Source organism: Syntrophaceae bacterium (assembly GCA_013177825.1).
Lineage (GTDB): Bacteria > Desulfobacterota > Syntrophia > Syntrophales > PHBD01 > PHBD01.
Genome location: JABLXX010000008.1, coordinates 1 through 25590, shown reverse-complemented (window position 1 = coordinate 25590; position 25590 = coordinate 1). Strand labels below are relative to the sequence as shown.

Genomic DNA, 25590 nt, shown 5'->3' with positions numbered 1-25590 from the left:
AATCCATGGCCCTTTTCCGAGAACGGGACGGACGCCGTCTCCATGTGAAGAGTCGATTGATGGGGGAGAGCCTAGTGGGGAAGACCTTTCTGGAAAGCCTGAAGGTCGCGCCGCAGCAGAGGCTCTTCCCCGACGTGAATGTGATCAAGATCGGCGGACAGTCCATCTGCGACCGCGGGATCAAGGCATTGCCGAGTCTGGTCCGGGAGATCGTCGCCTGCAAGAAGAAGCACAAGATGCTGATCACCACGGGTGGAGGCACCCGGAGCCGGCACATTTACACGATCGGCCTGGAGCTGGGCATGCCCACGGGGATCATCGCGAAGTTCGGGAGTTCCATCTCCGAGCAGAACGCGCTCCTGGTCGCCACCCTCCTGTCGCCCTGGGGCGGCATCAAGATCGGCCACGACGAGGTCATCAAGCTGTCGACTTATTTTGCCCAGGACTGCATCCCCGTCATGCACGGCATGCCGCCCTACGACTATTTCGCCCTGCCGTCGGCAAAGCAGCGGATCCCGATTCACCGGACGGACGTGGGCACCCTTGTCCTGGCCGACCTGATCGGCGCCCGAAGCTGCATCTTCGTCAAGGACGAGCGGGGTCTCTACACGGACGATCCGAAGAAGAACGAAAAGGCGGAGTTCATCCCGAAAATCAGCGTCGAGGAGCTCCTGGAGAGGAACTTGGAAGACCTGATCATCGAGCGTCCCTGCCTGGAGATCCTTCGGAACAGCGAGGTCGTGGACAGGATCCAGGTAATCAACGGCCTGGAGAAAGGAAATCTGACGAAGGCACTGGCCGGAAAACCGGTCGGCACGGTCATATCCAAATCATGAAAAAGCAACCTCTTGAGTGCAACAAGGACATCGGGGAAAAAACAAGACAACAGTTGATCGAAGAGATCGCCCTCCTGCAGCGCAAGGTCGCCAGGCTGGAAAAGGCGGAAGTGGAGCGCGGCAAGGCGGAGGCGGCGCGGCGGGAGAGCGAGGAAAAATACCGTACCCTGATCGAATCGACGGGAGACCTGATCTTCATCGTTGACGAGAAGGGGATCTACACTTATGTCAACCCCCAGTTCGAACGCGTGACGGGATATTCCGTTCAGGACCTGATCGGGCAGCCCTTTACGTTCCTCGTCTCTCCCGAGCACATCAAGACGACGATTCAGCGCTTCAGGAAAGGGATTCGGGGCGATTACACCCTTCCCTACGACGCGGATCTCGTTCACCGGAACGGAGAACGCATTCCCGTCGAATTCCTGGTCACGACCCAGTACGACTTGGCGGGAAAGGCCGTGGGGCGGTTCGGCATCGGCCGGGACATCACAGAGCGCAAGCGGGCCGAGGAGATCCTGAGGCAGAAAAGCCGACAGCTCCGGATACTTTCCGCAAAGCTCTCGGAGGCGGAGGAGTCCGAAAGGAAGAGGATCGCTCGGGAGTTGCACGACCAGGTGGGACAGAATCTGACGGTGGTCGGAATCAACCTGAGCATCGTGAAATCGAAACTTCCCGAGGAAGAAATGAAGATGCTCCGTGCCCGGCTGGAGGATTCGATGGTCCTGGTCGAAGAGATCACCGAATTCACCCGCACCCTGATGAGCGACCTCCGGCCCCCGGACATGGATATCCTGGGACTGGTGGCGGCCATCGGCTGGTATGCCGAGCGCTTCTCCATGCGGACCGGCGTGGAGGTCGTCGTGGAAGGGGAGGAGATCCGTCCCCGGCTGAACCCGGATGTGGAGAATAACCTGTTCCGGATTGTCCAGGAAGTTCTCACCAACATCGGGAAGCACGCCCAGGCAACCTGCGCCAGGATCCGGGTCAAGATCCACGGTTCCATACTCCGGATCGTCCTCACCGACGACGGTGTCGGATTCGATCCGTCCCGGGCGAGGAGAATGGAAGAACAGGGCGGTTGGGGGATCATGAACATGGCTGAGCGCGCCGAGGTGATCGGGGGCCGTTTCATCCTCGAATCGGAGATCGAGAAGGGAACAAGGGTGACAGTCGAGGTGCCCCTTTGAAGATCAGCGTTTTCCTGGCCGACGACCACACGATCGTCCGTGACGGCCTCAAGTACCTGCTGGAGGCCGACGGCGACATCAAGGTCGTGGGCGAAGCTGGTAACGGCCGGGACGCAGTCCGGGCCATCCGCAACCTCCGGCCCGATGTCGTGATCATGGACATCGTCATGGCAGACCTGAACGGGATCGAGGCCACGGAGCAGATCTGCCGCGAGTTCCCGGACATGCGCATCATCATCCTATCCATGCAGTCCTCGACGGAGTCCATCCTACGGGCACTCCGGGCGGGGGCACGGGGCTACCTGTTCAAGGAATCCGCCGGCAGGGAGCTGATCCAGGCCATCCATGCCGTCCTTGCCGGACACCGCTACCTGAGTGCGAAGGTGTCCGACCAGGTCGTCGGCGCATACGTGAAAGAGGACAGGTTCAAAGATCCGCTGTCCGTCCTGAGCAGTCGCGAACGGGAAGTCCTGCAGCTGGTCGTGGAGGGTCGGACCAGCGCGGAGATCGCCGGGATGCTTTTCCTGTCTGTCAAGACCGTGGAGACGTACCGGAGCCGCCTTATGCAGAAACTGAACATCCGGGACATCCCCGGCCTCATCAAGTTTGCCATCCAGCAGGGACTCACCTCCCTGGAATAACCCCTTAAGCGTTTTTCCTGTTTCCCCCTCACGGATCGTCAAGGTTACCCGACAGACAGAATCCCTTTCACGGGCTATGTGATCGCAGATTCCAATCCTGCGATACGAAGCCGTACGGAAGCCGTGAAGACACGGCAGGTGCGGGAGCGGCCAGCCACTGGAGGGGGGAGCCATGTCAAAAGAATATGCGTACCTGGATGACTATGTCTTGGGCGAGAAAATGGTATCGCCCGCCAGGACCGTCACGGAGGCGGACATCATCACCTTTGCCGGTCTGACCGGAGACTGGCACCCGCTGCACACGGACGTGGAATATGCCGCCGGCACGCCCTTCGAGGGCCGGATCGCCCACGGCATGCTGACGCTGTCGATCGGGATGGCCCTTCCGTTCCGGCTGGGTCCATATTCGAGCTACTTGCCGAAGTCATTCATCGCCTTTTACGGAATGGAGGAAGTGCGCTTCACGGCGCCGGTGCGGATCGGCGACACCATCCACTGCGAGGTGGAGGTCGTCGACATCATACACAAGGGAAATGAAAAAGGGATCCTCACCATCCAGAACCGGATCAGGAACCAGCGGGGCGAAGCGGTTGTCTCCTTTGTGATGAAGCTGTTCTGCGGCAAGAGGCCTCAGTGACCGGAAGGATCGACTGGAAGAAACGCCCGCCGCGCGGCGGGCGATGACGGAAAGGAGAGGAACGATGGGGGACCAACCGGAAAAGAAGATTTCCCGGGCACAGAAAAAGGAAGCGGAATTCGAGGAGAACCGGCTGCACTGGCTGGAGGAGGAGAAGCGGATTCATGCTTTATGGGAGAAGGCCTACAACCCCGGCGGCGACGCCCAGAACCAGCGCCTGGCCAAGCAGGGGAAGAAGCCTCCGCGCCAGCTGATCCGGCAGCTCATCGACCCCGGGACGGAGTTTTTCGAGCTCTCCCGGGGCGCCGGCTTCGGGATCGGCTACGAGGGCGTCGAGGACGTCCCCTCCGCCGGGCTGGTGACGGGGATCGGCAAGATCCACGGCAACTGGGTCATGATCCTGGCCAACGACAGCCGGGTCACCGCCGGGGCCTACTATCCCATCAGCTGCAAGAAGCACCTCCGGGCCCAGGAGATCGCCGAGCGGTGCGGGCTCAACTTCGTCTACATCGCCGACTCGGCGGGGGCCTACCTTCCCCTGCAGGACCGGATCTTCCCGGGACGGAACCAGTTCGGCCACTTCTTCTACAACATGTGCCGCATGTCGGCGAAGGGCTTGAAGCAGTACACACTGAGCACCGGCGGCAACACCGCCGGCGGTGCCTATATCGTCTATCTTGCCTGCGAATCCATCATGATCGACGGCCTGTCCTACTCCTTCCTGGGCGGGCCGCCCATGGTGAAGTCGGCCATCGGCGAGACCGTTTCCATGGAGGACCTGGGGGGCGCGAAGGTCCATACGCACATCTCCGGCGGGGCAGATCACTTCGTGAAGTCCCAGGACGAGGGCATCGAGAAGCTTCGGGAACTGCTGGCTTTCGATCCCAAGCAGACCCTGTACGCGGACCGGCGCAAGCCCGCCGACCCGAAAGTATCCGCCGACCACCTCTACCGGGTCCTGCCGAAGGAGACCTCCAAGGGGATCAACGTCCGGGAGGTCATCGCCGCCATCGCCGACGACAGCTGGTTCAGCGAGTACAAGCGGCAGTACAACATCGGACGCGGGGACAACATCGTCTGCGGAAAGATCTTCCTGAAGGGCCTGCCGGTCGGCGTCATCGCCAGCAACAACAACGGCGTCATCTTCGTCGACTCCGCCCGGAAGGCCATCGAGTGGGTTATCCGTTGCTGCACCATGAAGATCCCCCTCCTCTACATCCAGAACTCCCCCGGCTACATGGTGGGCACGGCGGAGGAGTACGCGGGCATCGGCAAGTACGGCTCCGGGATGGTCCGGGCCTGCGCCTGTGCGGAAGTGCCGAGGATCCAGTGGATCATCGGACCGGACCACGGGGCGGCGAACTTCGGCATGTCCGGCCGCACCTTCGATCCGCTCTTCATCTTCGCCACCATGCGGTCGCGGACCTCGGTCATGTCGGGGGACACGGCGGGCTTCATCCTGACGAGCCTGGAGCGGGTCAACCGGAAGAAGCGGGGCGAGGAGATGGATGAAGAGGCGGCGGCGAAATTCCGGCAGATGATGATCGACAAGTACAATCGGGAGGCACACCCGTTCTACATGGAATCACGCCTGTTCAACGACGGGACGCTGCCCCTCGGACAGTGCCGGGACGCCCTGGCGCTGGGATTCGAGGTGGCGCTCCTGCAACCGATCAGGGAGTCGAACTTTGGCAACTTCAAGTTCTAATGAGACGACCTCGCAAAAAGCCCGGATGCTACGTTGCGCTGCGTCCTTCGTCGTTGCGACGTACTAAGAGTACGACTCACTCCTTAGGACTTGCGCGCCTTGCCTGCGGGCTTTTTGCGAGGTCGCTGGGATTTGCTTTTCGTCAAGACCCCCCGGCCTCACCCCCGCGAACACAGCATGAGGGAGGGAAACAGCATGACCGAATATGATTACTGGAAGATATTCCCCCGGATGCCCCGGAAGGTCATGATCGGAGACATCACGATCCGTGATGGTTTCCAGCATGAGGAGAAGTTCATCTCCACGGCCGCCAAGATCTTCTATGGAGAGGAGATCATCATGGCCGGCTGCACGGAGCTGGAGGTCACGAACCTGGGCAACCCCTCGGCCATCCCCCAGTTCCGGGACGCCGAGGAGGTTCTTGCCCACTTCCGGAGTGATGGATTCAGGAAACGCTGCAAACGGAAAGGGATCAATTACGGGGAACTCGTCTTCAGCGCCGTTACGATCCGCGAGAACGCCGTGGATCGTGCCGTGGAATTGAAAAAGCGGGGGATCGGCCCGGACCGGGTCCTGATGATGGTCTCCACGGACCCGGAGCACCACTTCGCCAATTCCGGCACGACCCTGTCCCAGTACTGGAGGGAAGCCGAGCGTTGCATCCGGAAATGCCGGGACGTGGGCATCAAGATGTGCGGTGTCGTCAGCACCATCTGGGGGAGCCCCATCAGCGGCGCCACGAGGCTGGAGGACGCCGTGGAGTTCACGAAGCGCTGGTTCTCCATCGGTGCCCACGACATCGAGCACGCGGATCACGACGGTTCCGCCTCGGCAGCGGAGGTCTACCGCTACTTCTCGATGGTCATGGACGCCATGCCCGACCCGGAGGCCCATTTGTGCCACCTTCACGAGACGAAACGGGTCGCCTCCTCTTCGATCCTCGCGGCCCTCCATGCGGGAATCGCCCGGTTCGAGGGGACACTGGGCGGAATTGGCGGTCAGCCCGCCAACTTCCTGGACGACTGCCCCGTCCGGGGCACCGGGGAGTACTACTACAAGGACCACCGGTACGTCGGCCTCGTCACGCTGGAGGACCTCCTTGTCCAGATCGACGAACTGGGGATCGAACACGGCTACGACGTGGACCGCGTCCTGTGGCTGGGAAACAAGATGGAGAAGACCATTGGGCGGCGGCTTCGCTCCGAGGCCATCTACAACGGCCGGACGGAGAAGGGCGGCAACCCGCAGTTCCGTCGCCCGGGCCTTCGGAAACTGATCGAACGGGAAGGGGAAGAGCCGGGACAACTCGTTCCGGCCGAGTGGCCTGAGCTGGCCGTCCTGCCTTCCCAATGGGGACCCAAGGTCTGGGTGGGATAGATAGAGAATACCCAAAAGGGGTTACACATCACACGGTAACCCCTTTTTTCTCGCCCGGTTCCGTGGTGATCACTTTTGGACTCCTGCCTGTCAGATGTTCCTCATCCGGATTCAGGTCGCTGATGTTCGTTCGGTTTTCGCTCGCAGACATTTGTAACGGGTCAGGTGCGCGATAATCCGGTTTCCGTTGGCGACAGCAGCCGACGCCGTCGTGCAATAAATTGCAAACGTCGGTGCGGATTCTTACATTCGTCACGCCTTTGATTTTGTTCTGCTTTCGCATTTCCTTCGATTCGGGATCCGAAAAAAGGCATGCAACTTCTTGCAAACCTCCACCTCTGATTTCCGCTTATCGCAGTATTTTCAGTGCAGTATGTGTAGTTCGGGATCTGGCACGCAAGATGCTCTCCACGGGTCAGAGCGGCTTTGTAAATAAGCCCAATCTTGAACGGCAATGCAGAAGGAGGAGTACGATGGATCTGAATCTGAGTCAGGAACAGAAACTGCTGCACGACACCATTTACAAGTTTGCAAAAGAGGAGTGGGAACCGCGGACCGTTGAGATCGACGACTCGAACCGGTTTCCCATGTGGCTCTGGGAGCGCTTCAAAAAAGAAGGCTGGTGCGGGATGATGATCCCGAAGGAATACGGCGGCGCCGGTCTCGGCCTGCTGAACACCTGTATTGCACTGGAGGCGGCGACGCACGCGGGCGGCGATATCGGATCGACGCTGGCCTGGGCGACGCACCTTTCCATCGGCAGCGTTCCGCTTCTGATCTGCGGAAACGACGAACAGAAGAAAGCCTACCTGCCCAAAATGGCCTCCGGCGAGTGGATGAGCTGCTTCATGCTGACGGAGCCGAACGTCGGATCGGATGCGGCAGGCATCGAAACCACCGCCGTGCGCGAGGGCGATTTCTATGTCCTCAACGGCACCAAGACATTCATCACCAACGCCTATCGGGCGGATGTCGGCATGATCATGGCGACCACGGACAAGAGCAAGGGCGCCAAAGGGATCACCGCCTTCATCGTCGACATGCATGCGCCGGGGATCACCGTCAGCGAACCCTTCGAAAAGATCGGCCCGCGCGGCAGCGAGCAGAGCGAAGTCCACTTCGACAACGTGAAGATCCCGGTGAAGAACCGCCTGTTGGAAGAAGGGGACGGGTTCATCAAGGTCGGCGTGCAGAATCTCGAATTCGAGCGGACGTGCCTGACATCGATCTGGACGGGAAACCTGGGGTACAACATCGATCTCGCCGTTGCCTATGCCAAACAGAGGGTACAGTTCGGTCATCCGATCGTTCAATACGCCCAGATCAGGGAAAAAATCGCCCACATGAAAATGGATTACGACATCTGCAAATTGATGATGTACGCCGCCGCGTCCAGGAAGGATGCAGGAAAGCCGGCGCCTATGGAGGCCACGGAGTTCAAGGTGTTCGTGGGGCAGTCCAGCTGCCGCAGCGCGCTGGAGGCGATCCAGATCTTCGGCGGTATGGGCTTGATGAAGGAGATGAAGATCGAACGGTCCCTGCGGGATGCCAAACTGGGGCAGATCGGTGCCGGCTCGGAGCAGATGCTCCTGGAACTGATCGCGAGGCTCGTGACGGGCACGCGTTCGTTGACGATTTAACGGATTACCGCTGACAAGGAGCATGACAAATGAATCGCTGGCAGGATCTGTACAAGGAAAAACGAAAGACCATTCCAGAGGTTATGGCGACCATCCCCAACGGGGCAAAAATCATGTCGGGCATCGGAAACGGCCAGCCCCAGGGGCTTCTGAGCGGGCTGGCCCAGCTGGTCAAACAGGGGAACCATAAGGACCTGTGCTACTTCAACACGCTGGCGGTCATGGGCAACATCATGGCCGATCCCGCCGTATCGGGCCTGTGCCACTATCGCGATGCCTACGCCACGGTCAACGTCCGCAAGTTGATTCCATCGGGACTCGTCGAATACAAGCCGACGATGCTGTCGGACGGTCCCGTCGAGCTCGCGGCGGAATACGATACGGTCTTTCAGACGGTCTCGCCGATGGACGAATTCGGCTTCTTCAGCATGGGGATCGAACCGGACTACACGTTCCCGGTCATCAAAAGCGGCAAGCCGCTTCGCGTGATCTTTGAAGTGAACAAACACTTTCCCCCCACCTTCGGGTACAACCGGGTGCACATCACGGAAGTGGACTCTATCGTGGAGCACGACTGGCAGATCATCGCCGTCCCCCCGGCCCCCCCTAGCGAGTCGGACATGAAGATCGCCGAACAGATCGTGACGATGATACCCGACGGGGCCTGCCTGCAGCTCGGGATCGGCGGGACACCCAACGCCATCGGCACACTCCTGGAGGGAAAGAAGGACCTGGGTATTCACTCGGAGATGATCTGCGACGCCTTCCTCCATCTATACAAGGCCGGGGCGTTGAACAACAGCAGGAAGAACTTCATGCCCCATCGGGGCGTCGGCACCTTCGTGTTCGGAAGCAAGGAGCTTTACGAATGGGTAACGATGAATCCCGGGATCGAGATGTGGGGGGCGGATTTTGTCAACGACCCGCGTACGGCCTGCAAGAACGACAATCTGATCGCCATCAACGGAATTGTGGAAGCCGATCTGACCGGGCAATGCGTTTCGGAAGAAATGAACGGCAGGACCTATTCCGGATTGGGCGGCCAGCAGGACTTCACCCTGGCCGCATACTGGTCCAACGGCGGGAAGGCGTTTCTGACCCTGGCCGCATCGCGCGTCGACAAGGAAGGGAAGAAGCATTCCAACATCCTGCCCAAAGCGATGGGAACGGTGGGCATGAGCCGCTGGAATACCCAATATGTCGTTACGGAATTCGGAATCGCCAACATGAAAGGCAAAACCATTCCGGAGCGGGTCGAGGCCATGATCCGGATCGCCGATCCCGATTTCCGGGACGAACTGCGATTGGAAGCCAGGAAATACGGCTGGATTCGCTGAAGGATTGCCCCTCGCAAACAAGGGCGTTCCGGCGCCCGTGACGAGAGAAGGAGTCAAGGGACTATGGATTTCGGTTTCAGCAAAGAAGAACAACTCATCCAGAAAGCGGCCAGGGAATTCGCGGACAAGAGAATCGTCCCGGTCGCCCAGGACATCCGGCGAAACAACGCGATGCCCGGGGAGATCCTGTCCGGCCTGGCCGAGCTGGGCATGTTCGGTATTCCATTTCCGGAAACGTACGGCGGGGGTGAAGCCGGCTACCTGAGCTACATCCTTGCCCTGGAGCAGCTTTCCAAGGCTTCGGCCGGCGTGGGGATGGTCATCTCGGTCAATACGGTGGGGCAGGCCGTGATCAATGTATTCGGCACCGAAGAACAGAAGCAGGCGCATCTTCCCCCGAGCATCGACGGGAAGAAGATCATGTCGTTTGCCTTTACAGAACCCGGCACGGGCTCCGATCCCAAACAGCTCACGACCACCGTGACGAAGGACGGAAACAGCTACATCCTCAACGGCACCAAGCGATTCATCAGCAACGCGGGCCATGAGGGGCCCATGGTCGTTGTCGCCAAAGAAAACGATACGGGCAAGGCGACGGCGTTTGTGATCGAAAAATTCTGCGAAGGGTATTCGCTTTCCGAGCCCTGGAAGAAGATCGGCGCTCACGGCGGTGGCCTCTACGACGTCTATTTCAAGGACGTGAAGATCCCCGCGGAAAACATGGTGGGACGGAACGGCGACGGCCTGATGACGCTCAAGACGGCCATGGTTTACGGAAAGATCGGCCTGGCCGGCCTGTTTCTGGGACGGGCGCTGGCTGCGCTGGAAGACGGCATCCGGTACGCCACGGAAAAGACGCACCGCGGTGAGCCTATCGGGCGGAAATTCGAGCATATCAAGATCTCGGTGTCCGACATGATGATGAAATACGACGCCGCCAAATGGCATGCCTATCACCTCGGCTGGGCGGCGGACCATTACCGCGATCCGATGCAGCTCATGAAGGAAGCGGCCCTGTCCAAGGTGTTTGTTGCCGAAACGGCCATCGACATTGCCCGGATCTCCATGGGCATCCACGGGTCCTACGGCCTGATGGACGATTACCCGATTTCCCATACCTGGGGAGATGTCGTCATCGGCCCGCAGGTGGAAGGCACGGCGCCGCTCCTGAAAATTATGGGCGCCGGAATTATTTTGAACGGTTAAGCCGTATCCCCCGCCACCGGGTTCATCAGGACGATCCCGCCGCGGGGGAAGCGCGGGCCATGCCGGCGGAGAATCCTTCCGCCGGCGCTTTTTCATGGGAACGAAGGTCCATGGAACGGGAAGAGAATATACGATTTGATGCCATTGTCGTCGGTGCGGGCCTGGCGGGACTCTCCGCCGCCTACACCCTCGCTGCGGAGGGTCTGGATGTGCTGGTTCTCGAGCGGGGCGATTATCCGGGAGCCAAAAATGTCACGGGGGGCCGGATCTACGTGAGCCCCATCCGGGATCTGTTCCCGGATTTGTGGAAGCAAGCTCCCCTCGAGCGCTTCATCGCCCACGAAGAGATCTGCCTGATGGGCCGCGACAGCTCCCTGACCATGAGGTACGACGGGCGGGAGCTGTCGCAGGAGTCGCGCCGGAGTTACAGCGTCCTGCGCAGCCGGTTCGACAAGTGGTTCGCCAGGCAGGCCGAGCGCAAGGGCGCCACGATCGTCTGCAAGACCCGGGTGGACGACGTCATCCGCGAGAACGGACGGGTCGTCGGCGTCGTGGCGGCGGGGGACAGGCTCACGGCCGACGTCGTGATCGCCTGCGACGGCGTCCTCTCCTTTACCGCCGAAAAGGCCGGGCTGAACAAAACGCCCGAAGCCGGCCACTTCGGCGTCGGAGTGAAGGAAGTGATCGAAATGGACCCCGCCGTGATCGAGGAGCGGTTCAACCTGACCGGGGACGAAGGCGCCGCCCGTCTCTTTCTCGGCGACGTCACGGCGGGAAAATTCGGGGGCGGTTTCCTCTACACGAACAGGAGCAGCGTCAGCCTGGGAGTGGTCCTGGGAATCGGCGCTCTCACGAGGGACGGGGCGGCGGTTTCGGTGCCGGGTCTCCTGGAGGGCTTCCGGCAGCGGCCCGAGATATCCCGGCTGATCTCGGGAGGAGAAGCCGTCGAGTACTCTGCGCACATGATCCCGGAAGGGGGACTGAAAGCCATGGGCAGGCTTTACGGAGACGGCATTCTGGTTGCGGGGGACGCCGCGGGCTTTGCCGTCAACATCGGCATCACCGTCAGGGGGATGGAATACGCCATGGCTTCGGGCTATTACGCCGCCCGGGCTGTGATCGAGGCCAGGAAGAAGAATGACTTCGGTGCATCCACCCTGTCCGTTTACGAAAAGCTGCTGAACGAATGTTTCGTCCTCACGGACTTCAAAAGCTTCAGGGATTCCCTCAACGTTCTCGAATATCCGCCGCTGTACGGGCGGTACCCCCAATGGATTCTCGGGCTCATGAAAGACCTGTACGAGATACCCGCGGGGCCGAAGGCCCGCATATTCCCCACCGTGAGAAAACATCTCGGAGTGCGTGAATTGTGGGCAATGGCTTCGCTGTGCCGGAGGATGATGAAGCTATGAACGACCTGAAGGCCAAACTGGCATTGGACGTTTTCAAGGAAGACAAGGACTTCCCCATTGTCATCCGGGCGGGACGTGAGCGGGACCCCCGCCTGAGGAGAATGGTCCTGATCTGCCCCGCCGGCCTGTACCGCGAAGATGCGTCGGGGGCGGTCTCAGCGAGCCAGGACGGGTGCCTGGAATGCGGGACATGCCTGAGGGTGTGCGGAGAGGATATCCTGGACTGGCAATATCCGAACGGCGGTGCGGGCGTTCAGTTCCGGTTCGGCTGAAAGCCGGTTCGAACGGACCGTCGCTGCACCATACAAGGAGGTTATATCGTGAATATTGTTGTTGCCATGAAGCAGATTCCCGATCTGCAGCAGATCAGGATCCGGAACCGCCGCCCGGTTATGGAAGACGTTCCCCTGACGCTCGGGAAAATCGACAGGAACGCCCTCGAAGAGGGATTGAGGATCAGGGAATCCATGGGGGATGACAGCCGGGTCATCGTCGTGTCGGCGGGAACCCCGGACGTAGAGGATACCGTCAAGGAAGCGCTGGCAGCCGGGGCCGACGAGGCCTTCATCGTCGTGGACGATGGCGCCGGCGTACGGGAGAGCTCCGTCAGTGCCGCTCTCCTGGCCGAAGCGGTCAGGAGAATCGGTGCGGTGGACATGCTTCTCTTCGGCGAAGGCAGCGGCGACAACTATTCGGGACAGGTGGGGCCGAGGGTGGCCGAGATTCTCGATTTACCACAGGTCGGCTACGCAGGCCGCGTGGAGATGGACGGCCGGACGGCCCGAATCACCCGGGTGCTGGAGGAATGCGAAGAGACCGTCGAGGTGGAGCTGCCCGTCGTTGTCGGCATTCTGGCGGACATCAACGAACCGCGGATTCCGTCCGTCACCCAGATCCTGAAGGCCGGGAAAAAACGAAGGGAAATCATGGATGCGGCCGATCTGGCCGTCGAAACGGGCAAGCAGCGCATCGAAACGGTCAGCAACCTGGCGCCGGAAACCTCTCGCAGGCGTGAGCCGGTGAAAACCTGTGAGGCATTGCGCACAGCGCTCGAAAAGGAAGGATTCCTGGGGAGGTAGAACATGGCGGGGATACTCATTTACAGCGATCAGGACCGGTTTGGCTTCGAGCTGCTGACGGCGGCTCGATCCATTGCCGAAAAGACGGGAGCCGCCGTGAAGGCGGTCAGCATCAACAATCCGGGGCAGGCGGAAGCGCTCGCCGGCCGGGGAGCCGACACCTGCCGGGTAGAAGGCGGCGACATCCGGCTTGAAGACACGGCCGCAGTGGCCCGGGTCCTGAAAAAAACCGTTGAGGCCCTGGACGTCGACGTCGTCCTCCTGTCTTCCAACCGGCGGGGCAAGGAACTGGCGGGGCGTCTGGCCCAGATGCTCGACGCGGGATGCCTGACCGATGTCAGCGCCCTGGAAGTCCGGTCGGGAAGGATCGAGTGCACGCGGAATGCCCTGGGCGGTGCCACCGTTGCCGTCCAGGCCGTGACAACCCCCAGGAAGGTGATCGCCCTCGCAGCCAAGGCGTTTGCCGCCGCCCCGGAAGGCGCCGGCCGGATCAGCGATCTGGCACTGGACGTCAAAGGCTCCGGCATCAGGCTTCTGGAATCCCGCACGAGGGCAGGGGATGCCGTCCAGATTGAAGTGGCACCCGTTCTCGTGGTCGTGGGATGCGGTCTGGAGAACCGGGAGGATCTGGCGATCGTGAACAGAATCGCCGCCGCCCTGAAGGGCGAGGTCGCCTGTTCGAAGCCGGTGGCCACGGACAGGAAGTGGCTCTCGGAAGACCGGGTCGTCGGGCTTTCGGGGAAAATCTGCAAGCCGGAACTGGCACTGCTGCTGGGTGTTTCCGGACAGGTTCAGTTCATGGTCGGCATCCGCGATGCCGGAACGATCGTTGCGGTCAACCGCGACGAGAATGCCAACGTCATGCAATGCGCAGACTATGTCATGACGGTGGATCTGAACGATATCCTTCAGGAACTCGACGACATGCTGGGGGGAGCGGCACATTGATCCAACCGCCTGACCGGGTATGGAACAGAACGGGAAACTTCGTATTGGGGTCCATTCGCAGATATGTTATGACGGGATGCAGCGCTCAAACAGGAAGCGAACCGTGGATATCCAGAAGATAGAACTGCCCAGGCCAAAGGATTTTCAGGAAAGCATCCTCGAAAATATCGGCATCGGCATCCTCCTGACCGACCTGAACGGGAACGTCCTGGCCTTCAACAAAGCCGCCGAAGAGATGTGGGAATTCCGGAAAGCGGCGCTGATGGGCAAGTCTTTTCTTCTTTGTCTTGCGGAGCATGAAAGAGCCCGGATGAACAGAACCTTCGAGTATGTCATCCGGACGGAACAGGGTATAAAAGCCACCCGGGTCGTGTTTCAGAACCACGCGGGAACGATTCTCGACATCAACTGCTTTGCCACGTTATGCCGGGATGCCTCGGGCGAGAAACTCGGCGTGATCATGTGGACGCAGGACATCAGCGAAGAAAAGAAACTGGAAGCCGAGGTTCAGCGGGCGGACAGGCTTGCCGCCCTTGGGCAGTTGTCCCTCGGCATCTCCCACGAAATCAGGACGCCCCTGGGAACCATCAAGGCATTGGCCACGCTGGTGAAGGAGAAAACCAAAAGCGACGAGAAAAGCCTGACTTACCTGAACATGATCGTCAGCCAGGTGGACCGGCTGGATAAACTAAGCCGCGAGCTTCTGGCCTATGCGGGGAAATCGAATCTCGGCGTCGCGTCCCTGAATATCGCGGAGTTGCTCAAAAAAGTCGTTTATCTCGGGCAATTGAACAATCCACTGAAGAAAACCGTGATTGAAGAGGAGATCGCCGCGGACCTGCCGGTCATATACGGGGACCAGGAAATGCTCATGCAGGCATTTCTCAATCTGATGATCAACGCAATGGAGGCCACGGGGGACAAAGACCGTATCCGGATCAAAGCCTTTCCGGATGACGATTGGATCGTGGTAAAAATAACGGATTCGGGGAAGGGCATTCCCGGCGATTGCCTGGACAGGATATTCGATCCCTTTTATACGACCAAGGACAGCGGAACGGGGCTCGGCCTCTCCATTACACATACGACAATCAGCAAGCACGACGGGCACATTGAGGTCGCTTCCGACAAAGACAACGGCACGGTTTTTACGGTTCGATTGCCCGTGAAAAGAGGTTATTGAGAAAGAATGAACACATCCCCCATTCTGGTGGTGGAAGACGACGTCAGCATGCTTTTCGTTCTCGACGAATGCCTGAAGGGGAGAAACTACACGACACTCCTGGCCCGTGACGGACAGGAGGCCCTCGATCTCTTTGCCGCCCATTCCCCGAACATCGTTCTGCTGGATTTGAAGATACCGAAAATCAGCGGTCTGGATGTCCTGCAGAAAGTCAAAGAAATCAGTACGGAAACGATCGTCATCATCCTGACGGGAAACGCCACCATCAATATAGCCGTCGAGGCGATGAAAAAAGGCGCCTACGACTTCATTACGAAACCGTTCGAAGTGGATAACCTTCTGTCCGTCATCGAGAAGGCCTCCAGGAAGTGGAAGGTCGTCTATGAAAACCTGCAGGCCCAGAACGATGCCCGTTTGAATTCCCCCGGCATTTACTTCTCGGATATTTCGTGCGGAGCGAAAAAGCTCGATCAGTTTATCGACCAGATCGCCCAGTCCGATTCCCCGATTCTGATCGAAGGGGAAAGCGGGACGGGGAAAAGCCTGATTGCGAAAGAAATTCACGACCGGAGCCGCCGCAAGGACGGCCCTTTCGTCAGGGTGGACTGCGCCACGCTACCGAGCAATCTCGTGGAGAGTGAGCTGTTCGGTTACGAAAAAGGGGCATTCACAGGTGCTTCCAGCCAGAAGCAGGGAAAAATCGAGCGGGCAGACGGGGGGACGCTTTTTCTGGATGAGATCAGCCTCCTGGATTTCAATGCCCAGGCTGCGCTACTGAGCCTGATCCAGAATCTGGAATTCGAAAGGGTGGGGGGCAATCGTCTTCATAAATTGGATATCCGGATCATTGCCGCCAGCAACCAGAACCTTCAGGAAATGTTGAAGCAGAAAACCTTCCGCCACGATCTGTACTACCGTCTGAACGTTTTTACCCTCGTCATGCCGAAGCTCAAGGATCGCGCCGAGGACATCATTCCCCTTGCCTATTTTTTCATCAACAAGTTCGGCATCAGGAAAGGCGTGTCCCTTTCCACGGAAGCCGCGATGAAACTGACCTCCTATGAGTGGCCCGGCAACATCCGCGAACTGGAGAATGTAATCAAAAGAGCGCTTATTCTGATGGGGCAGGGCCAGGTGATCGAAATCAGCCACCTTCCGCTGGAATTGAACCAGGGATACTGGGCGTTCCGGGAATTGAATCTGGGATTGAACGAGATTCTCGAGACGACGGAAAAACATGCCATCGAGCAGGCGTTGATCGAAAACAACCTGAACATCGAGAAATGTGCCCAGGCGTTGAAGATGCCCAAAAGAACCCTGTATTATCGCATCAAGAAGCTGAATATCGACTTGAGTTCCATGTCTCCATTGAAGGGGCAGTAAAACAATGTCCGTTTTCAAGGTGGGGAACGTCAGGCCGACCCGCCGTCCGTCCCGCCCATATCCGTCAGATGGAGGATGCGGGCGACGGCCGGTTCCACCTGTGCCTGTGTCCGGGGGGAGAGCCGGCGGTGGAAATCGAAATCACGGCCGCGGATGGACACAAGATGGGCGGCGACCGGATGCCGATAGAGGGTCTGAAGCAGGGCCAGAAGCAGGGCCGGCGTCATGTGGTGTGTGAACGTCAGGGAGGCGTCTTCCGGACTGACATGCGTGCAGTAAAGGTCCTCCACCCGCTCGCGAACATGAGCGTCCACGAAACATATAATCCCGTAATCCTTCATGATCTCGACCAGTTCCGGTGCCAGCTGGACCAGGAATACGGAGTCCACCCGGTCCCCCAGATCGTCCAGGCCTGTGGCGTCTTCGGGCAGCGGCGGCCGGCCCAGCCGTCGGCGGAGGGCGTTGACGACGTGATAGGCCACGCCATCGTCTGCACGGTCGAGATTGCCATAGCCGACAACGAGGGTTCTGGGCATGAGTCAACGGTGATCCGAACAAGGAAAAGGCGGGCAAACCGGATGCCGGTATGCCCGCCACGTCCATAAATATACCATTCTAGCGCGAAATGCGGTCCAGAACGCTGCCGTCGGCCCCGACAAGGGTCACGACCAGGGGCATCTGCCCGATGGCGTGGGTGGAGCACGACAGGCAGGGGTCGTAGCAGCGGATCGCAGCCTCCACCCGGTTCAGCATCCCCTCGCTCAGCTTGTTGCCGTCGACGAACGCCCTGGCCACAAGGCCCGACGCCGTGTGCATGGCCCAGTTGTTGTTCCCCGTGGCAACGATAAGGTTCACACGGGTCAGGAGGCCGTCTTCATCGGTGCTGTAGTCGTGGAAGAGGGTTCCCCGCGGGGCCTCGATGACGCCAACTCCCTGGCCCGGTACTTTCACCTCCGAGGGAACGGATCGAAGATCCCTGGACATGATCTCGGGGTCGCCCAGAAGTTCGTCGATGCGCTCCAGGCAATAGAGAGCCTCAATCATCCGGGCGTAATGGTAGTAGAGGGACCCTTCGATGGGCCTGCCCCCGTTGATCTGCCGGTATTGCAGGAACTCTGCCTGGGCCATGGGCGTACCGATCCTGTCGATGACGTTCAGGCGTCCCAGCGGACCGACGCGATAGGTTCCTTCCGGGAATCCCAGCTTGCGGTAGTAGGGAAACTTCAGGAAGGACCAGGGCTCCACGTGCTCGGCCACATGGGCGAGGTAGTGCTCGGGCCTGAACTGGGCGACGAAATTCCCGGCGGCGTCCTTGACGCGGATCTCTCCGTCGTAGAGTTGAAGGCCGCCCTCGCTGTCCACAAGGCCCATGTAACTCGACGGGAAGGAGGCGAAGGCCTCGGCGATGGACTGGTTGGACTCCAGCCAGTTTTTGGCGATGGCGATGGCCTCGCCGGCGATGCCGGTCATGGCCTTGAGTTCCGCCGCGATCTCCGTTCGGTCCTTGTCGGACAGGGGGCCGTTGACCCCGCCGGCCACGGCGAAATTCGGATGAACCCGCTTGCCTCCCAGCCGCTCGATGACCTGCTGTCCGAAACGCCTCAGGCTCACGGCTTTCAGGGCCAGCTCCGGGTTCGCCCGGATGATGCCGAAGACGTTCCTGACCGCCGGATCGGCGTCAAATCCCAGGAGCAGGTCCGGCGCCGCCAGGTGGAAGAAATGCATCCCGTGGGACTGGACAAGCTGTCCCATGTGGATGAGCTCACGCAGCAATTTTGCGGGCCGCGGCGGCTCCAGCCGGGCTACGGCGTCGCAGGCCTTGGAGGCGGCCAGGTGGTGACTGACGGGACATATCCCGCAGATCCGCTGGGTGATTTGAGGCATCTCGAAGTACGGACGCCCCTCGCAGAATTTCTCCAGCCCGCGGAACTCGTCCACGTGAAAAAAGGTCTCCTCGACCTGCCCCTCTTCGTTCAGATGGATGGTGACCCTGCCGTGTCCTTCGATGCGAGTCACCGGCTCGATCGTGATCTTTCTGGCACTCATGGGTCCCCTCCTTCAGTCGTACAGGAAAAGTTCGGGTGGAAGAACCACGGGAGTCCGTCCCGCGAGCAGTTCCGACAGGGCATAGAAGAAGGCGTCGGCCCGGGGCGGGCAGCCCGGAATGAAAAGGTCCACCTTGACTACGCTGTCCACCCCGGTCACCATTTCCAGAGGTTTCCCCAGCTCCTGGGAATCGGGAATCACGCCGCCGCACACGCTTTCCGTCTCGAGGTACGCACGCCGCAGCGCCGCATCGGTTCCGCAGAGGTTCCGCATGGCGACGACCCCGCCGAAGGTTGCGCAGTCGCCGACGGCGATCAGGAACCTGGCCCGCTCCCTCATTTGTTTGGCAACTTCGACGTTGTGGGTGTTGCTGATCGCCCCTTCCAGGATGCCGATGTCCACGCCTTCCTTCGGGGGGTGTTTCAGGTCGGTGACGGGGCTCGATGTGAATTCCACCGCATCGAGCAGCTGCACGATGCGTTCATCGATATCCAGGAAGGACATGTGGCAACCGGCGCAGCCGGCAAGCCAGTCTGTGGCAATCTTGATTTTGGCCATTTTCAGATCTCCTTTCCCTGAACTTCCCGGACGGTCTGTGCAGAGATGTCGTCAAAGGATTCGCCCATTTTCCTGCCAAGCCGGTCGGCAAGGAGGGCAAGAATCTCCCAGTCCTGCCTGCTTTCACCCAGGGGTTCCCGGGCCTTGCGGGCTCTCTGCACGCGGCCTTCCGTGTTGGTCAGGGTCCCGTCCCGCTCCGACCAGATGGCCGATGGCAGCAGCACATGGGCCTTCTCCGCCAACGGCGAGGTGTAGCTGGCCTGAACGATGAGAAATGCATCCGGGGCGATGGCCTGCTGCAGGTTCTCGCCGATATCCTTTTCTTCTCCCAGGAGGATGTAAAGAAGCCTGTGCGTACCGGACGGAAGGCCGTTCTGAAACCCCAGGGCTCTTGCAGCGCAGCCGTTGCCCGCTGGTTCCAGGGCGATGGCAACGGCTTTTTTGCCGAGCTGCATCAGGGATTTGGCGGCATCCGCCGTCATTTCGGCCCCATGCAAGACGACAGGCCGGCTTGCCTGAACGGCCATGACCAGGAGTTTGTCCAGGTCGCCGGACGGTACGGTCTGCCAGGCAAACGGGGAAAGGGAGTTTTCCCGGTCATCCACGATGACCAGCTTCGCACCCTTGTCGAGGGCCCGCTTGATCAGGAAGGAGGCGACAGGCTGATCCTTGGTCGGATCGGCACCGATGAGGAGAATCAGGTCGCTGTTTTCCAGGTCGGACAGCTTCCCCGGTTTCATGCCGGTCAGCCGGGAAATGCCGCCCCGGAGAAGACCGGCGCCGGCGGCGCCCAACTCCCGGCGGAACAGCCGCTGAAACAGATAAAGAGCCTCATTGGTGGCATCGCCGGAGCTCAATGCTCCCAGTGCCGCTGCATCGGTCCGGCCGATGTGCTCGGATGCAATCTGCAGCGCTTCATCCCAGTCTGCTTCGGCCAGCTTTCCGTTTCGCCGGACCAGCGGTGTCGTCAGCCGCTTTCGTCCGTCGTAAAGGGGTTCAAAGCGGCCTTTCCTGCACAGGCGTCCGCCGTTGACGGGCGCCTCCCAGTCGCTTTCAATGCGCTGGACCTGGTCGCCGCGGGTCACAATCGTCATCCCGCAGCCGATGCTGCAGAAGCTGCAGATGCTTTTCGTGCAGGACATCTTTTCGTCGGTCCCCATGAAGGCGCTGTGTTTCTCGAACAGGGCTCCCGTGGGACAGACCTGAACGCAGGAGCCGCACGAGATGCAGGTCGATGAACCGAGAGGGGCGATGCCGTCGGCGCAGATCATGGAGTCGGCGCCCCGCTGTCCGAGACCGAGCGTGCGGTTGACCGGGAGTTCGTCGCAGGCGCGCAGGCAGCGGGAACAGAGGACGCACCGGTTGTGGTCCAGAAGGAAATAAGGGCTTGTGGCATCGACCGGAAAGCGCTTCGTATAGGTGGAATAAATCCAGTGGTCGATCCCGTAGCGGTAACCGAGGTCCTGAAGCTCGCACTTTCCGCTCATTTCACAGAACATGCAGAAGTGGTTGCGCTGGGAAAAAAGCATGTCGATGACGAATTTCCTTGCCTTCACCAGCGCCGGCGTCTCCGTCTGGACCTCCATGCCGTCCACGACGGGAAAGGTGCAGGCGGGCTGCAGATTGCGCTGTCCTTTCACCTCCACGAGACATACGCGGCAGGCGCCGACGGGAACGAGCGCGGGATGGTTGCAGAGCGTGGGGATGTCGATGCCCGCCTGTCGTGCCGCCTGGAGGATGGTGGAACCGAACGGCGCCTTGATGGTCTGACCATTGATGGTAATGGTGAGCGTTACGATCTCCATCGGTTGTTTTCCTCCTTTCCTGCCAAGGCGTCTTTCCCTGTGGTTCAGAGGTTCTTTATTTTACGGCGGATTGTTTGAATTCATCCCGGAGGCTGGAATTCGCCCGGTTCGGTGGATGGTTGACGGCTTTGCGTTCCATACCTGATCTCGAGGGTTATTTTTACTCCACGAATGATAAATAGTCCAGTTCGATGTGCGGAAAGGGGGAGGGAGAAAGCGAAATATTCTGAACCGATTCGATTTATGGGCCGCCTTTCACCCCGGATATACTTTCGGCTCACGGGAACGATGCTCCATGGAAATGTCAAAAGAAGGAGTGTCAAAATAAGAACATCTGACCGCATAACGACCGCCGGGGAATCTCCGCAGATTCCCGATCAATGGACAACAAGCTGTTATAATAAATGAATCAGCTCATTGCCCCTTGGCACCTTTTGTGCGTTTGTAACGTCAGTGTTCAAGGACATGATCAACCGAAAGGAGCCGGTTGCGAAGACGGGCGAGGGGCTCTGTGCCTGTGCCGATCCCGGGTGAGGCAAAACCGGATTTCCCAAAGGGATAAAAAAGAGAAAGAGAAAGGAATGTTTTCATGAAAGAAAAGGCGGTCATCACCTGCGCTGTCACCGGCAGCATCCACACCCCGACCATGTCGGACTACCTCCCCATCACGCCGAAGCAGATCGCCGACGAGGCCGTCCGGGCCTACGAGGCGGGAGCGGCAGTAGTCCACGTTCACGCCCGTAATCCGGAAAACGGGCTTCCTTCCCCGGACATCAACCTGATGAAGGAAATCATCACCAACATCAAGAGCCGCTGCAACGCCGTCGTCTGCATCACCACCGGCGGCGGAGCCGGCATGACCCTGGAACAGCGGGTTGCCCCGGTTACGGCATACAAGCCCGAGCTGGCCTCCTGCAACGCCGGGTCCATGAACTGGGGGCTCTTCCCGATGCTGACTCGCTACAAGGAGTGGAAGCACGAGTGGGAGAAGGTGATGCTGGGCATGACGGAAGACTTCATCTTCACCAATACCTTCAAGACCCTGCGGGAGTACTGCGCGGTCTTCAGCGAAAACAACACGAAGCCCGAGTTCGAGATCTACGACGCGGGCATGGTGAACAACGTGGCTTTCCTGATCCAGGCCGGCTACATCAAGAAGCCCGTCTACATCCAGTTCGTCCTGGGCATCCTGGGCGGGCTTTCAGCGAGCCCCGAGAACCTGATGTTCCTCGTGGAGCACGCGAAGCGGCACATCGGCGAGTTCGAGTTCTCCGTTTGCGTTGCCGGCCGGGCCCAGGTTCCCATCTGCACCCAGTCGCTGCTCCTGGGCGGCAACTGCCGGGTGGGCCTGGAGGACAACCTCTGGCTGGAAAAGGGCAGGATGGCGAAGAGCAACGCCGAGCAGGTGGCCAAGATGGTCCGGGTTACCAAAGAGCTCGGCATCGAGCCGGCGACACCGGATGAAGCCCGCCGGATCCTGGGCCTCAAGGGCATTGCCAACGTGAATTACTGATCCCCCCTCAGGAGGGGGCCGGCGGGAGTTTTGCCGGCCCCCTCCCCCCTTATCGGACCAGCCTCCCTCTTATTTCGAACTCGCTCTAAAAAAACATGCAACGCCAACGGTTCCATCCCGGCGGAAAAGGCTCCGATCTACCCGTTTTCCAGTTCCCATGCACCTGACTGCGGTTCGCAGGACTGCCGTTGACAAAATGCTTCTTTTTTATCCTCCGAAACGCTATCTTCTCGGCAGGGGAAAGGCAAGCCATGGCGGGCGGGCGGGCGGGCAGACGGACGGACCAACCGGACCCGGGGGAATCGATGGGACAGCGTATTTTCCAATTCCTGAAAGAGTCAGGGGAGGACGAAGCGGATGTCCGGCTTCTATCCCGGGAGGAAGAGGAAGACCAAGAAGAACGAAGGGACCCTCTGCGCTGCAAGGCCTGCGGAAACGAGATCACGGAGGCCGACTTCGGCATCCACCGGCACGGCCGATTTGAGCACACCTTCGACAACCCGGCGGGGTATACCTTTCGCCTCGGATGCTTCTCGAAGGCCTGGAACTGCATTCTACACGGCGTTCCGACTCATGCATTCACCTGGTTTCCCGGATTCCGGTGGCGCTTCTGCAGCTGCGGGCGCTGCGGGCTCCACCTGGGATGGCATTATGATTCAGGAGCGGAGAGCTTCTTCGGCCTGATCCTGGACAATCTGGCCCGGCAAAGCCACCCGCACTGAAAGTGCCCGCCCCGAAACCGTTTCTTTATCAAAGAGGTCTTCCCATGCAGCGTATCGCCCTGCTGATCATCGACATGCAGAACGACTTCGTCTTGCCCGGATCTCCCGGCTACATCCCGGGAGCCGAACGGATTGTCGATTCCGTCGCCCGGCTTAGCAGTTTCGTCCGGGAGCGCAAGGGACTTGTTGTCCACGTCATCCGGACCTACCGGCCCGACGGCAGCGACGTGGAGGCGTTTCGCCTTCCCGCATTCCAGGCCGGGGGGAAACTTGTCGTTCAGGGGACCCGAGGCGCCAAGATCATCGAGAAACTGACGCCCACGGAGAACGAGCCGGTGGTTTTCAAGAAGCGGTTCAGCGGATTCATGAACACGGAACTGGACCTGCTTCTCAGGCGAAGGGGAATCACCGGAGTTGTCGTCTGCGGGCTTCAATATCCTAACTGCGTCCGTGCGACGGTCCTTGACGCCGTGAGCCTGGATTACACCGTCACGCTGATCACGGACGCCACGGCCGGAGAGACCCGGGCCGTCTGCGAAGCCAACATTCTGGACATGAAGAACATCGGCGTCCTCTGTGTCACCCTGAAGGAGTTCCGGGAACGATGGAAAAAACAAACGAAGAAGTCACATGATGCCGACCGGACAAGCCATGCCTCGCCGACGCGTCGGAAAGCCTGAACAACGGGAAAGGGACTCTTCATGCGGGAAATCACGTTTGCATCACTCGTCCTGATCTTGGCGGCAGTCACTGCCTTTGCAGCGCCGTCAGGCCTTCCTCCATACGATTTCTTTGCCGGCGACTACAACATCGTGGGATCCATGCCGGATGAAGGCGCCTCCTACACCGGCAGCGCAAGAATATCCGTTGCCGGGGAGGGGCTCCTACTCGTGAGGATCGTGGACGGAAAGGAAACGACTTTCCGCGGATGTTTCGAGCAGACTTCCGTCGGGGAGTCCGACATCCTCCTCTTTCATGGGGAAAGTCCCAATGCGCTGACGTTTTCCTGCCTCCATGTCAGCGATCCCGACAACTACCCGCGCCTGAACTGCCTGTGGGGACAGGGGAAAAAGCGGCCCGCATCACCGGGGCTGGAGGCCTATTTCCCGACCAAGGAACGGATTCCCGCCCGACAGCCCGCCTCCCCGCCTCTTGCCAAGCCTTCACTGAATCAGATCTGGATTGCTGACCCGGAGATTCGTTAGGCCCTTTAAACGGGCGGCCTTGAGACAGGCATCCATGAACTCCCGGGTCGGGAGCGGCAGATCGGACAGGATGAACCGGGGCTGGAAGGCCGGCAGATCATAGGGAATAGAAGGGTCGAGGGACGCAATGAACCCGGCGATCCGGAATACTTCCTCCGCATCCACATATCCGGAACCTCCGGCACAGACCCAATCAGTCACGCAGTTCGTGGGCAGGGAATCATGATACCAGGACAGCTTTCCCATCAGGGGAAACGTCCCCTCCAGCGTTCACTTGCGGTTTAATCGCCGGCTGCAGAATCCGCGGCTTCCCTCGGGGATTCTGCAGGCATGCAGACGCCGCATAGCACGCAGGAAGGGTTGTCTGTCGGGTCGTTCGGCAGACCGTCTTTTCCATGCGAGACACTCGCGCCTGCAGGTCCCGGTTAATCACGATCACCCGACCGGAACGTCAGAAGGTGACGATGTCGAATCCATCCTCGCGGTAGCGTCCCATGGACGGGTGGCCCGCCATTTCATCCAGCAGCCGGAGTTCTTGCGCAATGGCCGCCTCCAGGGTCTTCATCCTGGACGAGCAGGCCTTGCAGACGCCGTCCACGAGGCCGGACTCCTTTACCCGGTTCCAAAGGCGATGCAGGGGATGATCCTCCGCCGCCAGCAGCGGAATCAGCGCCGTGGCCTTTCCCTCGAGGATCACCCTCGCCTCGATCCCCCGCTCTTTCAGATCCAGGGCATTGAGAAGCACATGGATAAAGCACATGGGATCGTCTTGAAAAGCAAAAATTGCAATCTTTTTCATAATTTCCATCCCGTCAGCATATTGGCGGCATTGTAAAGGGGAGCATGCCGGGCGGTCAAGCCGAAAGAATCTCCTTTCCCGTTCCGTTCAACCGATTGAATGAACCGTTCAACCGGAACCGCCGTACCGGCACTTCCACGGCCCACCCGGGGAACCCTTTGTCATGGCAATATAGCAGTAATATCATTTGGTTGAAAAGGCAAGCCTCCACGCTTGTTCTTCTGGCACGTCTTTCGCTTTAGAGATAGTCAAACAAGACAAAAAACCCTCAGAGAGGAGACGGATCATGAAAAAGACACTGGGAACGATGATGGTGGCAGGGATTGTGGTTCTTCTGACGGCAACCTTCAGCTTCGCGGAATACGCGG

Annotated in this window: 26 protein-coding genes; 19 read left to right on the top strand and 7 right to left on the bottom strand. The window is 59.7% G+C overall.

What is annotated here, in order from left to right:
* The first annotated feature begins 5 nt into the window (after positions 1-5).
* From HPY65_15275 to HPY65_15250, 6 genes are all read left to right on the top strand, one after another.
* Positions 6-836 carry a uridine kinase gene (locus tag HPY65_15275; GenBank protein ID NPU85837.1) on the top strand — a complete coding sequence of 277 codons (831 nt, stop codon included), beginning with the start codon at positions 6-8 and terminating at the stop codon, positions 834-836.
* Positions 833-2023, top strand: a complete 1191-nt coding sequence (locus HPY65_15270) for a PAS domain S-box protein (protein NPU85836.1) — start codon at positions 833-835, stop codon at positions 2021-2023. Before HPY65_15275 ends, HPY65_15270 begins: the two co-directional genes overlap by 4 nt.
* The gene (locus HPY65_15265) at positions 2020-2664 is read left to right on the top strand and encodes a response regulator transcription factor (GenBank protein ID NPU85835.1); all 645 of its coding nucleotides are present in this window, start codon (positions 2020-2022) and stop codon (positions 2662-2664) included. Before HPY65_15270 ends, HPY65_15265 begins: the two co-directional genes overlap by 4 nt.
* 172 nt (positions 2665-2836) lie before the next feature.
* On the top strand, positions 2837-3301 hold the full coding sequence (locus HPY65_15260) for a dehydratase (protein NPU85834.1): 465 nt from the start codon (positions 2837-2839) through the stop codon (positions 3299-3301).
* Positions 3302-3365: 64 nt separating this feature from the next.
* Positions 3366-5009: a propionyl-CoA carboxylase gene (locus HPY65_15255; GenBank protein ID NPU85833.1), complete on the top strand. Its 1644-nt coding sequence runs from the start codon at positions 3366-3368 to the stop codon at positions 5007-5009.
* 195 nt (positions 5010-5204) lie between these two features.
* Complete coding sequence (locus HPY65_15250; GenBank protein ID NPU85832.1) at positions 5205-6386, top strand: pyruvate carboxyltransferase; 1182 nt, start codon at positions 5205-5207, stop codon at positions 6384-6386.
* 28 nt (positions 6387-6414) lie between these two features.
* Here HPY65_15250 and HPY65_15245 read toward each other — a convergent pair whose 3' ends face one another.
* A complete protein-coding gene (locus HPY65_15245) occupies positions 6415-6714 on the bottom strand; it encodes a hypothetical protein (protein ID NPU85831.1) in 300 nt (99 codons plus the stop codon).
* Positions 6715-6859: 145 nt separating this feature from the next.
* Between HPY65_15245 and HPY65_15240 the strand changes: the two genes are divergently transcribed.
* The 9 genes from HPY65_15240 (at position 6860) to HPY65_15200 (ending at position 16574) form a co-directional block, all read left to right on the top strand.
* Positions 6860-8026 carry an acyl-CoA dehydrogenase gene (locus HPY65_15240; GenBank protein NPU85830.1) on the top strand — a complete coding sequence of 389 codons (1167 nt, stop codon included), beginning with the start codon at positions 6860-6862 and terminating at the stop codon, positions 8024-8026.
* Positions 8027-8055: 29 nt separating this feature from the next.
* Positions 8056-9363, top strand: coding sequence for a hypothetical protein (locus HPY65_15235; GenBank protein NPU85829.1), 1308 nt, complete (start codon positions 8056-8058; stop codon positions 9361-9363).
* Positions 9364-9426: 63 nt separating this feature from the next.
* Positions 9427-10569: an acyl-CoA dehydrogenase gene (locus HPY65_15230; protein NPU85828.1), complete on the top strand. Its 1143-nt coding sequence runs from the start codon at positions 9427-9429 to the stop codon at positions 10567-10569.
* 110 nt (positions 10570-10679) lie between these two features.
* A complete protein-coding gene (locus HPY65_15225; protein NPU85827.1) occupies positions 10680-11981 on the top strand; it encodes an FAD-dependent oxidoreductase in 1302 nt (433 codons plus the stop codon).
* Positions 11978-12253, top strand: coding sequence for a hypothetical protein (locus tag HPY65_15220; protein NPU85826.1), 276 nt, complete (start codon positions 11978-11980; stop codon positions 12251-12253). Before HPY65_15225 ends, HPY65_15220 begins: the two co-directional genes overlap by 4 nt.
* A 48-nt stretch (positions 12254-12301) precedes the next feature.
* Positions 12302-13060 (top strand): electron transfer flavoprotein subunit beta/FixA family protein, encoded by a 759-nt coding sequence (locus tag HPY65_15215; protein NPU85825.1) that lies wholly within the window; start codon positions 12302-12304, stop codon positions 13058-13060.
* A 3-nt stretch (positions 13061-13063) separates the two neighbouring features.
* A complete protein-coding gene (locus HPY65_15210; protein ID NPU85824.1) occupies positions 13064-14008 on the top strand; it encodes an electron transfer flavoprotein subunit alpha/FixB family protein in 945 nt (314 codons plus the stop codon).
* A 103-nt stretch (positions 14009-14111) separates the two neighbouring features.
* Entirely contained in the window at positions 14112-15191 is a 1080-nt protein-coding gene (locus HPY65_15205; protein NPU85823.1) for a PAS domain S-box protein, read from the top strand.
* Positions 15192-15197: 6 nt separating this feature from the next.
* Positions 15198-16574, top strand: coding sequence for a sigma-54-dependent Fis family transcriptional regulator (locus tag HPY65_15200; protein ID NPU85822.1), 1377 nt, complete (start codon positions 15198-15200; stop codon positions 16572-16574).
* A 29-nt stretch (positions 16575-16603) separates the two neighbouring features.
* Here the strand turns inward: HPY65_15200 and HPY65_15195 are convergent, their stop codons facing one another.
* From HPY65_15195 to HPY65_15180, 4 genes are all read right to left on the bottom strand, one after another.
* Complete coding sequence (locus HPY65_15195; protein NPU85821.1) at positions 16604-17110, bottom strand: hydrogenase maturation protease; 507 nt, start codon at positions 17108-17110, stop codon at positions 16604-16606.
* Positions 17111-17189: 79 nt separating this feature from the next.
* Positions 17190-18620, bottom strand: a complete 1431-nt coding sequence (locus HPY65_15190; GenBank protein NPU85820.1) for a Ni/Fe hydrogenase subunit alpha — start codon at positions 18618-18620, stop codon at positions 17190-17192.
* Positions 18621-18632: 12 nt separating this feature from the next.
* A complete protein-coding gene (locus HPY65_15185; GenBank protein ID NPU85819.1) occupies positions 18633-19178 on the bottom strand; it encodes an NADP oxidoreductase in 546 nt (181 codons plus the stop codon).
* A gap of 2 nt (positions 19179-19180) precedes the next feature.
* The gene (locus HPY65_15180) at positions 19181-20983 is read right to left on the bottom strand and encodes a molybdopterin-dependent oxidoreductase (protein NPU85818.1); all 1803 of its coding nucleotides are present in this window, start codon (positions 20981-20983) and stop codon (positions 19181-19183) included.
* 589 nt (positions 20984-21572) lie between these two features.
* On the opposite strand from HPY65_15180, the gene HPY65_15175 reads away from it, so the two are divergent.
* The 4 genes from HPY65_15175 to HPY65_15160 all read left to right on the top strand — a co-directional run bounded on the left by HPY65_15175 (position 21573) and on the right by HPY65_15160 (position 24423).
* A complete protein-coding gene (locus HPY65_15175; GenBank protein ID NPU85817.1) occupies positions 21573-22496 on the top strand; it encodes a 3-keto-5-aminohexanoate cleavage protein in 924 nt (307 codons plus the stop codon).
* A 305-nt stretch (positions 22497-22801) separates the two neighbouring features.
* The gene (locus HPY65_15170; protein NPU85816.1) at positions 22802-23218 is read left to right on the top strand and encodes a hypothetical protein; all 417 of its coding nucleotides are present in this window, start codon (positions 22802-22804) and stop codon (positions 23216-23218) included.
* Positions 23219-23262: 44 nt separating this feature from the next.
* On the top strand, positions 23263-23898 hold the full coding sequence (locus HPY65_15165) for a cysteine hydrolase (GenBank protein NPU85815.1): 636 nt from the start codon (positions 23263-23265) through the stop codon (positions 23896-23898).
* A gap of 21 nt (positions 23899-23919) precedes the next feature.
* Positions 23920-24423 (top strand): hypothetical protein, encoded by a 504-nt coding sequence (locus tag HPY65_15160; GenBank protein NPU85814.1) that lies wholly within the window; start codon positions 23920-23922, stop codon positions 24421-24423.
* Here the strand turns inward: HPY65_15160 and HPY65_15155 are convergent.
* Both HPY65_15155 and HPY65_15150 read right to left on the bottom strand, forming a co-directional pair.
* Complete coding sequence (locus HPY65_15155; protein ID NPU85813.1) at positions 24382-24669, bottom strand: hypothetical protein; 288 nt, start codon at positions 24667-24669, stop codon at positions 24382-24384. The two genes, HPY65_15160 and HPY65_15155, sit on opposite strands and share 42 nt — an antisense overlap.
* 205 nt (positions 24670-24874) lie before the next feature.
* A complete protein-coding gene (locus HPY65_15150) occupies positions 24875-25222 on the bottom strand; it encodes a cytoplasmic protein (GenBank protein NPU85812.1) in 348 nt (115 codons plus the stop codon).
* Positions 25223-25590: the final 368 nt, after the last annotated feature.